Raw genomic sequence first — 13574 nt, forward strand, 5'->3', positions numbered from 1 at the left:
CCGTTCGGCTGCACCGTTGCCACTTTTACTCAGACGTGTTAATTTTTACTCATGCAAGTAACTCCCTCCACGCAGAGCGCCATGCAAGAGGTCCAGGCGGAGCTGGGGCTGTCGGTCACCGAGGCGGCCAGGCGGGCCCAGATCATCGGGGCGACGATCGCGACGATCTCCGACCTCGGGTACCACAAGACGTCGTTCGCGAAGATCAAGGAACGGGCCGGGCTGTCCAGCACCCGGATCATCTCGTACCACTTCACCAACAAGGCGGGCCTGATGCAGGCCGTGGTCACCACCGCGACCGGGATGAAGGACAAGTTCCTCGAGGAGCGGATCCAGGGCACGACCGACCGGGCCGGGCTGCTGCGCGGCTACATCGAGTCGGAGATCGCGTTCCTCGGCTCGTACCCGGAACTGGTGCGGGTCATGGTCGAGATGGGTTCGAGCGGCTCGGACGCCGAGGGCTGGTTCATGTCGGCGCCGCTGGTCGAAGAGTTCCGGACCGGCCGGCTCGAACGTCAGCTGCGGCAGGGACAGCAGGAAGGCGCTTTCGGCGAGTTCGCGCCGGACGTGATGGCGTTGTCGATCGCGCAGACCATCGACGGTGTCGCGGCGAAGTTCGCGGCGGATCCGAGGCTGGACCTGGAGCGGTACGGGCGCGAGCTGGCGGACCTCTTCGTCAAGGCGACCGCCGCCTGAGCCACGGCCGTCATGCGGAAGTCCGTGAGGGCAGTCACAGCGGCCGCGCGTGAAGGGCCCCTTGCCTCGGCTCAGCCGAGGAAACTCGGCCTTCGCACCACGCCGAAGTACAAGAAGCATTCGCGAACGCATTCAGAGGACCAAACGCACGTACGACGAAGGGGCGGCACCATCAGGTGCCGCCCCTTCGTCCAAGTCTCGGGATCAGGTGTCCGCGCCGCGGAAGTCCTCCGGCGAGACCGAGTCGAGGAACTCGCGGAACTTCTCGACCTCGTCCTCCTGCTCGTCGGGGATGATGAGGCCCGCTTCCTCCAGCACCGCGTCCACGGCGTGGATGGGCACCCCGACCCGCAGCGCCAGCGCCACCGAATCGCTCGGGCGGGCCGAAACCCGGATGTCCCCGTCGAAGACCAGCTCCGCGAAGAACGTGCCTTCCTTCAGATCGGTGATGACGACCTGCTCCAGCTCGCGGCCCAGCGCTCCGATGACCTCCTTGAGCAGGTCATGGGTGAGCGGACGGGCCGGGCGGACTCCCTGCTGCTCCAAGGCGATGGCGGTGGCCTCGACCGAGCCGATCCAGATCGGCAGGTAACGCTCGCCTTCGGTTTCCCGCAGCAACAAGATCGGCTGATTCGCGGGTAGCTCCACCCGCACGCCGACGACGCGCATCTCGCTCATCGGGCTTCGCCTCCCTCTCGTGCGCACGGGCTGCAACGCTTGTCTCGACGACCAAGCGACGGCAGTCCCGACGCTACCCGTCTTCCGAGCGCTGTGCTCGCTGTCTCCGACATTCTCGGTTCGCCCGTGGCAAACCCAACTCTCACGGTACGGCATAGGGTGCCGAACATTCAGGCATTGACAAGTGGCCCGACAACGGCTCCCGGTGCCCCGAAGCCGTTCAACCGCCTGTGACAGCCCGTATTCCGGCCTTCACCAAGAGCGTGTGCAACGCCACGGTCAAGGCGGCCAGCTCCCGGACGACCTCGTCGCCCCTCGCCTGGGCGTCCTCGTCACGATGCCGATACACCGGGGTCACGATCTGCTCCAGCAGGCCCACCTCGCGGTCGGCCGCGGCCCGGAAGGCACGCAGATGTCTCGGCTCGATACCGAATTCGGTCATCGCCTTCACGGTCTTCGCCACGAGGACCGCGTCCGGGTCGAAGAACCCCGCCGCTCCCGGGCGGACGAGACCGTATTGCCGCAGCTCAGCCAGGGTGGCGGCGTCGATTCCGGCCTGGCGGAGCAGATCTTCCTCGGTCAGCCTGATCTCGCGATCGGTCTCGAAGTCCCCCGGGGACGGCAGTCCGCCGTTCTCCCCGGGGGCGTCGAGTGACACGAGTTTCCGCGGCAGCCGCGGCATCGCCGCGGTGTGCTCGGCGGACGCGGCGCCCTGATCCGCCGCGTCCAGCTGTTCCTTGATGACCTTCAGCGGGAGGTAGTGATCCCGCTGGGCGGACAGGACGAACCGCAACCGCTCCACGTCCGCCGGAGCGAACTGCCGGTACCCCGACGGGGTCCGGCCCGGCTGGACCAGACCCTCCGCCTCGAGGAACCGGATCTTGGAGATGGTGACATCGGGGAAGTCGCCGCGCAGCTGTGCCAGCACGGCCCCGATGCTCAACCCATCGCGCTGCGACGCATCCCGATCAGGCCGCCCGGCCGCCGTCACCGTGCCCCCTGGCCCCCGTGACCCGGGCCGGTCAGGAAGACCAGGCGGAACTTGCCGATCTGCACCTCGTCGCCACCGGCGAGGACGGCCTGGTCGACCGGCTCGCGGTTGACGTAGGTGCCGTTGAGGCTGCCGACGTCGATGACGACGAACTCGCCACCCTCACGGCGGAACTCGGCGTGGCGCCGGGAGACCGTGACGTCGTCGAGGAAGATGTCGCTGTCCGGGTGCCGTCCCGCGCTGGTGGTGTCGCGGTCCAGCAGGAAGCGCGAACCCGCGTTCGGGCCCCGCTTGACGACCAGCAGCGCGGAACCCGCGGGCAGCGCGTCCACACCCTGGACGGGGGCCTCGGCAGCCGGAGGAGCCTCAGTGCCTTCGACGTCGGCCAGGAAGTCGGCCCGGAAGACAGAAGTCCGCTCCGGAGACTGCTCCGGGGGAACGCCGGGCCCGTCGTTCGTGCTCACCTGAGCTCTCCTAACGCATGTGTGTTGCCACTACTCAAGAACGTGTGGAGTCAAACGTACCGTGCCTGATCGAATCTCCGGCCCGCGGCTCCCCCTACTCTTCCCGAAGGGCCGCGGCCTGCGGCTATTCCTTGATCAGCGCCTGGTACGCCTCGGCCTCCAGCAGGGATTCCACCGAGCTCGCGTCGTCGAGCCGGAGCTCGATCAGCCAGCCTTCGCCGTAGGGGTCGCTGTTGATCAGCTCGGGTGACTCGGTCACCGCGTCGTTGACCGCGACCACCTCGCCGTCGAGCGGGGCGAACAGCTCCGAAACACTCTTGGTCGACTCGACCTCGCCGAACGCGTCGCCCGCACCGACCTGCTTGCCGACCTCGGGCAGTTCGACGAACACCACGTCACCGAGCTGGTCCTGGGCGTACTCCGTGATGCCCACGCGCACGAGCCCTCCGTCGCGCACGGAGACCCACTCGTGTTCCTCGGTGTACCGCAGTTCTTCTGGAGTGGACAACGCCGCTCCCCTTTCTTGCCCTCGCTCGAAACCGACGCGCGCAGTTTCGCATCCCGCCGGGTCACGCGCCCGGCGCCTCCCGCAACTCGGCGGGATCGGCCGTTCGCAGCGCCCGTGCCGTCTGGACGACGTACAGCACGCCCGAATAGACGTACAGCACCGCGCCCCACGCCGTGAAGGCGTAGCCGATCGGGCGGGCGATCGCGGCGATGTCGGAACCGCCCTGGGTGAGCAGCAGGAACGGGAAGGCGTACATCAGCACGAAGGTGGCGCCCTTGCCGATGTAGGTGACCTCCGGCGGGGCGAACCCGCGGTGCCGCAGCAGCAGCACGCAGACGCCGAGGACGGCCTCGCGGACGACCAGCGGGACCACCAGCCACCACGGGATGATGTCGCGGATCAGGAAGGCGATGAGGGTGGCGAGGATGTAGAGCCGGTCGGCGGCGGGGTCGAGCAGCTGGCCGAGCCGGGACATCTGGTTGAGCCAGCGGGCGAGTTTGCCGTCGAGCCAGTCGGTGAGCGCGCTGAACACGAGCAGCGCGAGCGCCCAGCCGTCCTCCTTCGGGCCGAGGAGCAGCCACAGGAAGACCGGCACCCCGGCGAGCCGGAGGATCGAAAGCATGTTGGGAACATTCAGGGCCTGCCGCAGCAGGGAAGGCTCTTCGCTGGTCACGCTCGGTTCGGGGGGCGTACTCACCCGCTCAGCCTAGCCAGCGGCGGCAGGTCCTCCCGCGTCAGCTGGCCCGGGTGTGGGTCCAGCCGCGGCGTTGCAGGTCCGCGCTGGTCAGCGCCACGGGCCTGCCCCGGTGATCGGTGCCCATCCAGCGGTTGTGGCCGGCGGAGGTTTCGAGGACGTACGGGCGGCCGCCACACCAGACGACGGTGCACGGTGCCGTCGGTGGCAGTTCCGTGCTCGCCGGTGCGGTGGCCTGGGGTGACGCGGGGTCGGTCTGTTCGTCGGTCTTCATCGCTCTCACGGTTTCGGTGACGGGGACTGGGACACGCCGGAGCGCTACCTTTGTTTTCGGCAGAACGGGGCCGCGCGTTAACGGCTCCACGCCGGATTCGTCCGATCGGTTCGCAACGACAGCAGGATGTTGTCGCGCTGTGAACGGCATGTTAATCGTCCACAATGGACAGTCACCGGGCGGTCCTCACGAAGCACGGCGGCGGGGGCGCGATAGCCTCCCGCGAATCGAACGTGGCTCAATGCCACGGGATCGGGCCCGGCCGGGTGAGAATGGGCCGGCCACGACCGGCCGACGAAAGGATCGCCTTGCCCGTCTCGACCACCATGGGAACGTGGCGGCGCCTGTTCGCGGCCTGCGCCGTCTGTGCCGCCGTCGGAACGCTCGCCGCCTGTTCGGGCGAAGATCCGCCACCGCCTGTCACCTTGATGTCGGCCTCGCCGCCCTCGCTTCCCACCGCGGTGTCCAGCGTGCCGGTGCCGCCGATCCCGTCGCAGACCGCGCCGAGCCGGTCCGCCGCCCCGGTTCCCACCTCCCAGCCGAAACCCGCTGAACCGGTTCAGGGTTCGTGCGGGACGGTCACCGCGGCCAGCGGGCTGACCCTGCAGGTGCTCAACGGCCCCGGGGTCTCGTGCGCGGACGCGACCGGGATCGTCGGTTCGTTCCACAAGACGATCGCCGGACGGCAGTCCGCGGGCTCGGACGAACCGGTCAGCGAGACCGTGGACGGCTGGCTGTGCGTCTCCGGCGCTCCCGCCGCGCAGGGCGGAACCAGTTGCAGCAAGGGCGATCAGAACGTGTTCGCCGCCGTCGTCCCCGTGGAATGAACCGGATGAACCATCCTCGAGAAGAAGGGCCCATGAAGAGCCTCGCCGTGCTCCCCGCCGCGTTCGCCGTCGTCCTGCTGAGCGGCTGCGGCGCGGACCCCGCTCCCGCCGCCGCGCCGCCGCCCTCCCCCGCCCCCGCGGCCGATCAGGTCCTGGCCGGTACGCCCTGTGGCGAGGTCACCGGATTCCAGGGCGCGAAGAACAAGGTCGTCGTCCGCGGCAAGGCCGAGTGCGCCGAAGCGACGCAGGTGCTCACGGAGTACTTCGCCAAGCTGACGCCGGCCGAGGCGGCGTCACCGCAGGGGCCCGGCCCCGTGGTGGTCGGCCCCTGGACCTGCGGGAGCGGGCCGAACGATCCGGTGACGAGCTGCTCGACCGAGGACGAGCGCCAGATCGAAGCCACCCGGAGCTGAGAACACCCGGCGGCGTCACCGCTCGCGACGCCGCCGACTCCGGTCCATCCGGTACAGGACACCGAGTCCGATCAGCATGCCCAGCAAGACCAGGCCGCACAGCACGACCATCCACAGACTCAAGACCCGATTGGACCTCGACGAGTAGGCGAATCCGTCGACGGCGAAGATCCGGTCGCCTTTCTCGACTCTTTCGCCGTCGATCCTCCCGTGACCGGTGCGCCCGTCGTCGAACCGCCACTTGGCCGTGCAATAGGGAAACCGGCCGCTCATCGGCGGGCCGTCCTCGACGCATCCGGAGACGCCGGTGACCGTGACGTCCTGCCCGGTATCCAGTTCGCGGACACGGTCGGCGAGGGCTTCCCCGGTCACCCACAACAGGAAGACGAGCGGGATCCCGGCCAGCAGCGTCCGGGCGGGCATCTTGGAACTCCGCGGTTCACCTGACAAGAAAGTCCTTTCGTTCGGCCGTTCCAGGCTATTCGCCGACGTGGCGGCACGGCACGGGATTTGTACCCACCCCCTTGCGAACCCAGGTAAGAGTCGTCTAGACTCAAACTATGCTCACCAGGGAAGACGCCGTGACGATGATCGAGAACACGGTCGACGCGGCCGCTCTGTTCGCGCGCCATCGCTACCGCGAACTGGCGGCCGTTCTCCACCCCGACCGCAACCCCGGCGACGAGCGCGCCCACCGCGCCGCCGCCACCCTCAACCGCCTCCACGACGACTGGAAACGCTCCCGGCGCCAGACGGTCACCACGGCGACGTCGGCGTACACCCTCACCGCGCCGCACGCGGTGGGCAGTGTCGCGACGACCTACCGGACGACCGGGCCGCATCTGGTGAAACTCGTCCGCGACCCGGCGCTCAACCCGCTGATCCACGCCGAGTGGACGGCGCTACGCAAGCTCGACGGCTTCACCGAACGGCACCGATGGCTGCGCCCCTACTACCCGCGACTGCTGGACACCTCGGGTCCGGTGGCCAGGGGCGACCGAGCGTTCAGCGTCCTCGATCCGCTCGTCGACGGGTTCGTCACCCTCGCCGATATCGGGAAGGCCTTTCCCGGCGGGCTCGACGGCCGCGACTACGCGTGGATGCACCGCCGCCTCCTGCGTGCCGTGGCGGGCGCGCACCGGGCGGGTGTCGTCCACGGCCACCTCACCGCGGACAACGTGCTCGTCCATCCGGGACAACACGGCATCGTCGTCGTCGGGTGGTCCTTCGCCGTCGAGGACGGTGTGCTCCCGCTGGCGGCGGACAAGTCCATCCACTACCCACCGGAAGTCCACAAAGGACTTCCGGTGACCACAGCCACCGACGTTCACATGCTCCACCGCATGATGCTGGAACTCCTTGCACCGGACGAAACCCGCCAACGCGAGTTCGCGACCTGGTGCACGCAGGAAGCTCCGGCGCAACGACCCGACGCCGCCGATCTGCTCGACGAGTACGACGCGCTGCTCGACGACCTCTACGGCCCCCGCACCTTCCGACCCTTCACCATCCCCGAGACAGGAGCCTGACCATGGGACACGGACACTGGGACGACAACGCCTACGCCGCCGCGAAGACCTTCCGGAAGGCCAAGGGCGAGGACGACTTCGGCTACACCGCCGATCTCCGCTCCAAGCCCGCGAAAGACTGGAAGGTCGCACCGGCGCTCGACCCGCTGAACGCCGTCCGGGAATGCCGGGATTCGGCCGACCACACCGATTCGACGCCGATCGCGGTGCTGTTCGACGTCACCGGCTCGATGCGCCGGGTACCGCGGGTCATGCAGGGCAAGCTCGGCAAGCTGCACGGCCTGCTGAAGCGCCGGGGGTACCTGGCCGACCCGCAGGTGATGTTCGGCGCGATCGGCGACGCCGACAGCGACCGGGTTCCCTTGCAGGTCGGGCAGTTCGAATCGGACAACCGGATGGACGAGCAGCTGCGCACGATCTTCCTCGAAGGCGGTGGCGGCGGGCAGAAGAGCGAGTCCTACGAACTGGCCGCGTACTTCATGGCCCGGCACGTCGTGACCGACGCGTGGCAGAACCGCGGCCGCAAGGGCTACCTGTTCATCATCGGCGACGAGCTGAACAAGCCGGCGCTGGAGGCGCGCCACATCCGCCGCGTGATCGGGGACGACGTGCGGGAGGACATCGACCCGGCCTCGGTGTACCGGGAGCTGGCCCGCAAGTGGCACGTCTACTTCGTGCTGCCGAACCAGTCTTCGTACTACAACGACCCGCAGATCGGCGAGCACTGGAGCGATCTGCTCGGCCAGAACTTCCTGAAGCTCGACGATCCCGGCGCGGTGTGCGAACTGATCGCGGCCACCATCGGGCTGGAGGAGCGGGTCGTCGACGTCGACCGGGCGCTCGCCGATCTCGCGGACGTCGGCTCGGTCGCCGAAAGCAAGGCGGTCGGCAAGGCGCTGGCGAAGCTGGGCGCCAAATCGGTCGTCACCTCGGCCGTGCCGGAGCCGGGTGGGCCAAGCGACGTGGTGCTGCGATGAGTCTCCTGGACGGACACGTGGTGGTGGTCGGGCTCGGCTTCGGCGACGAAGGCAAGGGCGCGGTGGTCGACGCGCTCTGCGCCGCCCGGCCCACCACCGCCGTGGTCCGCTTCAACGGCGGCGCGCAGGCCGCGCACAACGTCGTCGTGGACGGGCGGCACCACACGTTCAGCCAGTTCGGGGCGGGCACGTTCGCCGGCGTGCCCACCCACCTCTCACGGTTCGTGCTGGTCGAGCCGTTCGCGCTGGCCGCGGAGGCGCGGCGGCTCGAAGCGGTCGGCGTCCGGAATCCGCTCTCGCTGCTGAGCGTGGACGGCCGGGCCCTGCTCACGACCCCGTTCCACATCCACGCCAACCGGGCGAGGGAGGAGGCCCGGGGCGCGAACCGGCACGGCTCGTGCGGCAAGGGCATCGGGGAGACCGTCTGGTATTCGCTGCTGCCGGGGGCCGTGCCGGGCGAGGTAGTGGAAAACCAGGAGGTCATCGGGACGCCGGGGGAAGCGCCCACGGTCGCCGACTGCGCCGACCCGTCGGTGTTGCGGCGCAAGCTGGACGCGCTCGCCCGGTTCTACGCTCCGCTCGCCACGCCACCGCACGGCGTGGACGAACTGGTGGCGCTGTACCGGGATTTCGCGGACGCGGTGCGGATCACCGACGGGGACGAAACGGGACGGCTGGCGGATTCCGGACGGCTGGTCTTCGAGGGAGCGCAGGGGGCTCTCCTCGACCAGTACCACGGATTCCACCCGCATACGACCTGGTCCACCACCACGCCGCACAACGCTCGCGCGCTGCTGGCCGGGCGCCCGCACGCCGTCCTGGGCGTCACGCGGACGTACCTCACCCGGCACGGCGCGGGACCGCTGCCGACCGAGTCCGCCGCCGTGCTCGCCCGCTTTCCTGAGGCGCACAACGAAACCGGCGAGTTCCAGGGCGCGTGGCGGGCCGGTCATCTCGACGCGGCCCTGCTCGACTACGCGATCGCGGCCTGCGACGGCGTGGACGCGCTCGCGGTGACGCACCTCGACGCAACCGGGCTGAAGGTCGTGCCCGGGGACGGCTCCCCCGCCGTCGACCTGCCGGATCCGCTGGCGTGGTTCGGCGAGCGGCTGCCGGTGCCCGTCGCCGGGTACGGTCCGGACAGGGCCGGTTACCGGGTCACGGAGGCAAGGTCGACAATCAACGCGTGATCGAGTCGACGCCGGTGTCCGTTGACGTGCTCGTGGTGCGGTTCGCGCCCGGCACCAGGAAAGTACTGCTGGGAATCGCGCCGCGAGCCGCCGAGCCGTTCGCCGGTGAACTCGCCTTGCCAGGGGTGTTGCTCGGGCTCGGGGAGCGGCTGAGGGAGGCGGCGCACCGGGCGGTGGTCGGGAAGCTCGGCCTCTCGCCCGACGCCGTCTCGGCCACGGGACAGCTCGCCACCTTCGACGAGCCGAACCGTGATCCCCGCGGCCCCACGCTCTCCATCGCCTTGTGGGCCACGGTGGATCCCGCGCTCGACGAGCCGGGGAACGTGGTGTGGGCTCCGCTGGACGAGGTCCCGCCGCTGGCGTTCGACCACGACCGGATCGTGGCGGACTGCCGTCCGATGCTGGCCGAACGGCTGTGGCGGGACGTCGCCTTCACCGCCGGGCTGCTGGGGCGGATCTTCACGACGGCGCAGGCGCTGGACGTCACCGAAGCGCTGACCGGGGACCGCCCCTATCCGGCCAACCTCGGCCGGACCATGGAGCGGGTCCCCGGTCTGCGGCGCACCACCGAACACGCGGCCGCCCTCCCCAAGGGAGGACGGCCGCCGTCGTTGTGGCGCTGGGAGTGACTCAGATCCCGCAGGAGGACGCCGACCAGAACCGCGTCGACCGGTGTGCCACGTGGGTGTGATCGTTGTGGCCGGGGTAGCCCGGGCCGAGGATCTCACTGAACCCGTGGTTGCGGGCCTGCCTGGCCAGCCCGCAGAAGCCCTGCGAGCCCGCCCCGAGGTCGACCGCGTCGCCGTAGAGGTGACGGCTGTTGGTCGCCCCGCCGACGGCGTTGTTGCAGGCGACGCTGCGGAAACCGCCGTTGACGTCGATCGGCCGGTCGCCCATGGCGTGCCGCATCGCCTGCAGCTTCCACATCGAGACCAGTGCGTTGGCCTTCGCCGTCGCCGCTGAGACGTTGCCGCCGGACCAGTCGGAGTTGCACCGGTTCAGCTCCGCGTAGGTGAAGTTGACCGGCGTGCAGTCGTCGTCCTGCAACGCGTAGAGCTTGCTGAACGTGGCCGATCCGGCGATGCCGTCCGCGGCCAGCCCGTAGGCCTGCTGGAAGCGGGTGACCGCGGCCTTGGTGCCCGCGCCGAACTGGCCGTCGATGGCGAGCACACCCCCGTAACCGGGGTAGCCGGCGACGCGGATCTGCAGTTGCCGGACGTCCTCACCGGACGCGCCCTGGGACAACGTGCGTCCCCAGGAGTAACAGGCGTCGGCGACGGACACTTCGCCCGTCGTCACCGGGCCAGGATCGGCGGCGGCCGGAGCGGCCACCGCGGTACCAAGCCCGGCCACGAGGGCGAGCATCGGCAGGAGGAAACGAATGCGCATGACAGGAACACCTTTCAAGCAGGGAAGGTGAGACCCGTGACCCCCACGGGTTGTCAACGATTCACTGCCGAGGATGCTAACGCGGTTCCGGTTACCGCGCTGTGGGTCGTTCGACCCACACGGCCCCGTCCGTCAAGCGTGTCTGGAGACGTAACTCGCGTGTCTGGAGACGTAACTCGCGTGCTTGGAGGCGTAACTCACCGGCTGGGCGAGTTACGCCTTCAAACACGCGAGTTACGTGTTCAAGCACGCGAGTTACGGAGTTCGGGCCGGTCAGCCCTTCAGCTGCGGGAAGTCCTCCTCGCGGAACTCCCCCGCCGGACGGCCGTCGGCCTCGTTCTCGCGGCCGCGAAGTTCGACGCGCCGGATCTTGCCGGAGATCGTCTTCGGCAGTTCGGTGAACTCCAGCCGGCGAATTCGCTTGTACGGGGCCAAATGTTCACGGCAGAAGGCCAGGATGGACACCGCGGTGTCGGCTGTCGGTTCGTGTCCGTTCGTCAGGACGACATACGCCTTCGGTACCGCGAGCCGGATCGGGTCGGGCGCGGGGACGACGGCCGCTTCGGCGACCGCTTCGTGTTCGAGCAAGACACTTTCCAGTTCGAACGGCGAGATCCGGTAGTCGGAGGCCTTGAAGACGTCGTCCGTGCGGCCCACGTAGGTGATGTAGCCGCGTTCGTCGATCGAGCCGACGTCACCGGTGTGGTAGAAGCCGTTCGCGAAGGCCGCGGCGGAACGTTCCTCGTCGTCGGCGTACCCGGCCATCAGCCCGACGGGTCGCTTTTCGAGATCGAGACAGATCTCGCCCTCCTGCGCCCGTTCGCCGGTGACGGGGTCCACGAGCGCCACGGTGAAACCGGGCAGCGGGCGGCCCATCGAACCCGGCACGACGTCCTGCCCGGGCGTGTTGGCGATCTGGACACTGCTCTCCGTCTGCCCGAAACCGTCGCGAATCGTGACGCCCCAAGCCTTTTCGACCTGGTCGATCACTTCGGGGTTGAGCGGCTCTCCCGCGCCGACCACCTTGCGCGGCGGCGTCTTCAGCACGGTCAGATCCGCTTGGATGAGCATCCGCCACACCGTCGGCGGGGCGCAGAAGCTGGTGATACCGCACCGGTCCATCTGCGCCATCAAGGAGACCGCGTCGAACCGCGCGTAGTTGTACAGGAACACCGTCGCCTCGGCGTTCCATGGCGCGAAGACGTTGCTCCAGGCGTGTTTCGCCCAACCGGGCGAGGAGATGTTGAGATGGACGTCGCCCGGTTCGAGGCCGATCCAGTACATTGTGGACAGATGACCGACCGGGTACGAGACCTGCGTGTGCTGCACCAATTTCGGCTTCGCGGTGGTCCCCGAGGTGAAGTACAGCAGGAGCGGGTCCTCCGCGGCCGTCGGGCCGTCGGGCGTGAAGGTTTCCGGTTCCTCGTAGGCGTCCACAAAGGACCGCCAGCCCTCGACCGGCTCCCCGACGGCGATGCGCGTGTAGTCGCCCTCGACGTTCTCGAACTTGTGCGCGTCGACGGACCGGATCACCACGTGTTTCGCCGCACCCCGCTCGACCCGGTCGGTGAGATCCGCCGGGCCGAGCAGGGTCGAGGCCGGGATGATGACGGCGCCCAGTTTGATCGCGGCGAGGATCGTCTGCCACAGCTCGCCCTGGTTGCCGAGCATCAGGATCAGCCGGTCGCCCCTGGCCACGCCGAGCGAGCGCAGCCAGTTCGCGACCTGGTTGGACCGCCGCGCCATCTCCGGATAGGTCCAGCGGTTCTCGATGCCGTCCTCTTCGACGATCCACAGCGCGTACCGGTCCTGGTTGGCCGGGTCGGCCGCGACGACGTCGAACCAGTCCAGCGCCCAGTTGAACTCGGCGGGCCGGGGCCAGGTGAAGTCGCGATAGGCGGTGTCGTAGTCCTCGCGATGGGCTAGCAGGTAGTCCCGTGCCTCGCGGAACGTGCGGTATGCCTCCGAAGCGCTCACGATCGTCCTCCTGGTCCGCTGGTAGGGCCGCCGGTTCTTTCTACTCTCCCTTGAACTCGGGCGCGCGCCGCTCGAGGAACGCCTGCACGGCCTCGCCGAGGTCCTTGCTGGGCAGGAACGCCGCGTTCCACGCCGACACGTAACGCAGGCCGTCCGCGACCTGGCGTTCGGTGTTGGCCGAGAGCACGTTCTTGGTCCCCTGCACGACCAGGGGCGGGTTCGTGGCGATCTCCGCCGCCAGTTTGCGGGCTTCGGTCAGCAGGGTGTCCTGATCCGGGTGGACGTCGTTGACCAGGCCGATCTTCTCCGCGCGGGCGGCGTCGATGTCCTTGCCGGTGAGGGCCAGCTCGCGCAGGTGCCCCTCGCCGATGATCGGCGCGAGCCGCTGCAGGCTGCCGAGGTCGGCCACGATCGCGACCTTGACCTCGCGCACGCTGAACTTCGCGTCGGCGCTCGCCAGGCGGATGTCCGCGGCCGCGATCACGTCGACGCCACCACCGATGCACCAGCCGGAAATGGCCGCGATGACCGGTTTGCGGCATTCCGCGATCGAGGAGACGCTCGCCTGAAGGGTCTTGACCTCGTCGAGGAACTTGGTCCGCGGACCCGCGAGGGCGTCGCCGCCGAGCATTTCGCCCCAGCTGGGCATCATGGCCGGCAGATCGAGCCCGTAGGAGAAGTGCTTGCCGCTCCCGGTCAGCACGACCGCCCTGACCTGCGGGTCCGCGTCGAGCGCCCGGAAGACGATCGGCAGCTCACGCCAGAAATCGGGGCCCATCGCGTTGCCCTTGGACGGACCGAGCAGCGTCACTTCGGCGACGTGCCCGTCGATCTCCACCTTGAGCGAAACGAGATCGGGAAGACTGTCAGCTGTAGCGGTCATGAGGTCATCTTGACTCATGTGATTGACAGGCTGCCAACGGCCACTGTGCCTGGCCGCCCCGGAGATGCTTTCCTAATACCGACG

The 13574-nt window shown here is 68.9% G+C and carries 17 protein-coding genes; 7 read left to right on the plus strand and 10 right to left on the minus strand.

Annotated elements, in window-relative coordinates:
- Nucleotides 1–81: 81 nt before the first annotated feature.
- On the plus strand, nucleotides 82–696 hold the full coding sequence (locus NQK81_RS03910; protein WP_257489686.1) for a TetR/AcrR family transcriptional regulator: 615 nt from the start codon (nucleotides 82–84) through the stop codon (nucleotides 694–696).
- A gap of 204 nt (nucleotides 697–900) precedes the next feature.
- Here NQK81_RS03910 and NQK81_RS03915 read toward each other — a convergent pair whose 3' ends face one another.
- From NQK81_RS03915 to NQK81_RS03940, 6 genes are all read right to left on the minus strand, one after another.
- On the minus strand, nucleotides 901–1374 hold the full coding sequence (locus NQK81_RS03915; RefSeq protein WP_005150031.1) for a bifunctional nuclease family protein: 474 nt from the start codon (nucleotides 1372–1374) through the stop codon (nucleotides 901–903).
- Between the two features lie 220 nt (nucleotides 1375–1594).
- Nucleotides 1595–2365 carry a transcriptional regulator FtsR gene (ftsR, locus tag NQK81_RS03920; RefSeq protein ID WP_192744475.1) on the minus strand — a complete coding sequence of 257 codons (771 nt, stop codon included), beginning with the start codon at nucleotides 2363–2365 and terminating at the stop codon, nucleotides 1595–1597.
- On the minus strand, nucleotides 2362–2829 hold the full coding sequence (gene garA / locus NQK81_RS03925) for a glycogen accumulation regulator GarA (protein ID WP_005150023.1): 468 nt from the start codon (nucleotides 2827–2829) through the stop codon (nucleotides 2362–2364). Before garA ends, ftsR begins: the two co-directional genes overlap by 4 nt.
- 124 nt (nucleotides 2830–2953) lie before the next feature.
- Entirely contained in the window at nucleotides 2954–3337 is a 384-nt protein-coding gene (gene gcvH, locus NQK81_RS03930; RefSeq protein WP_192744476.1) for a glycine cleavage system protein GcvH, read from the minus strand.
- A gap of 61 nt (nucleotides 3338–3398) precedes the next feature.
- Complete coding sequence (gene clsA / locus NQK81_RS03935) at nucleotides 3399–4034, minus strand: cardiolipin synthase ClsA (RefSeq protein ID WP_371878850.1); 636 nt, start codon at nucleotides 4032–4034, stop codon at nucleotides 3399–3401.
- Nucleotides 4035–4071: 37 nt separating this feature from the next.
- Entirely contained in the window at nucleotides 4072–4305 is a 234-nt protein-coding gene (locus tag NQK81_RS03940; protein WP_199745527.1) for a hypothetical protein, read from the minus strand.
- 308 nt (nucleotides 4306–4613) lie between these two features.
- Between NQK81_RS03940 and NQK81_RS03945 the strand changes: the two genes are divergently transcribed.
- Both NQK81_RS03945 and NQK81_RS03950 read left to right on the plus strand, forming a co-directional pair.
- Nucleotides 4614–5132 (plus strand): hypothetical protein, encoded by a 519-nt coding sequence (locus NQK81_RS03945; RefSeq protein WP_257487074.1) that lies wholly within the window; start codon nucleotides 4614–4616, stop codon nucleotides 5130–5132.
- A 32-nt stretch (nucleotides 5133–5164) separates the two neighbouring features.
- Nucleotides 5165–5545: a hypothetical protein gene (locus tag NQK81_RS03950; protein WP_126732073.1), complete on the plus strand. Its 381-nt coding sequence runs from the start codon at nucleotides 5165–5167 to the stop codon at nucleotides 5543–5545.
- Between the two features lie 15 nt (nucleotides 5546–5560).
- Here NQK81_RS03950 and NQK81_RS03955 read toward each other — a convergent pair whose 3' ends face one another.
- Complete coding sequence (locus tag NQK81_RS03955) at nucleotides 5561–5968, minus strand: hypothetical protein (RefSeq protein WP_257487075.1); 408 nt, start codon at nucleotides 5966–5968, stop codon at nucleotides 5561–5563.
- A gap of 137 nt (nucleotides 5969–6105) precedes the next feature.
- Here NQK81_RS03955 and NQK81_RS03960 point away from each other — a divergent pair, with 137 nt between their 5' ends.
- From NQK81_RS03960 to NQK81_RS03975, 4 genes are read left to right on the plus strand one after another with little or no spacing between them, the layout of a single operon-like run.
- Nucleotides 6106–7074, plus strand: coding sequence for an adenylate cyclase (locus NQK81_RS03960; RefSeq protein ID WP_257487076.1), 969 nt, complete (start codon nucleotides 6106–6108; stop codon nucleotides 7072–7074).
- 2 nt (nucleotides 7075–7076) lie between these two features.
- Complete coding sequence (locus NQK81_RS03965) at nucleotides 7077–8051, plus strand: hypothetical protein (RefSeq protein ID WP_257487077.1); 975 nt, start codon at nucleotides 7077–7079, stop codon at nucleotides 8049–8051.
- Nucleotides 8048–9241 carry an adenylosuccinate synthetase gene (locus NQK81_RS03970; protein ID WP_257487078.1) on the plus strand — a complete coding sequence of 398 codons (1194 nt, stop codon included), beginning with the start codon at nucleotides 8048–8050 and terminating at the stop codon, nucleotides 9239–9241. The genes NQK81_RS03965 and NQK81_RS03970 overlap by 4 nt, the downstream gene beginning before the upstream one ends.
- Complete coding sequence (locus tag NQK81_RS03975) at nucleotides 9238–9870, plus strand: NUDIX domain-containing protein (RefSeq protein ID WP_192744482.1); 633 nt, start codon at nucleotides 9238–9240, stop codon at nucleotides 9868–9870. The genes NQK81_RS03970 and NQK81_RS03975 overlap by 4 nt, the downstream gene beginning before the upstream one ends.
- A 1-nt stretch (nucleotide 9871) precedes the next feature.
- Here NQK81_RS03975 and NQK81_RS03980 read toward each other — a convergent pair whose 3' ends face one another.
- From NQK81_RS03980 to NQK81_RS03990, 3 genes are all read right to left on the minus strand, one after another.
- Nucleotides 9872–10630 carry a D-Ala-D-Ala carboxypeptidase family metallohydrolase gene (locus NQK81_RS03980; protein ID WP_257487079.1) on the minus strand — a complete coding sequence of 253 codons (759 nt, stop codon included), beginning with the start codon at nucleotides 10628–10630 and terminating at the stop codon, nucleotides 9872–9874.
- A 273-nt stretch (nucleotides 10631–10903) separates the two neighbouring features.
- Nucleotides 10904–12607, minus strand: a complete 1704-nt coding sequence (locus NQK81_RS03985; protein WP_306856028.1) for an AMP-binding protein — start codon at nucleotides 12605–12607, stop codon at nucleotides 10904–10906.
- A 40-nt stretch (nucleotides 12608–12647) separates the two neighbouring features.
- Entirely contained in the window at nucleotides 12648–13490 is an 843-nt protein-coding gene (locus NQK81_RS03990) for a crotonase/enoyl-CoA hydratase family protein (protein WP_257487080.1), read from the minus strand.
- Between the last annotated feature and the right edge of the window lie 84 nt (nucleotides 13491–13574).

This window comes from Amycolatopsis roodepoortensis, from assembly GCF_024628825.1.
Lineage (GTDB): Bacteria > Actinomycetota > Actinomycetes > Mycobacteriales > Pseudonocardiaceae > Amycolatopsis > Amycolatopsis roodepoortensis.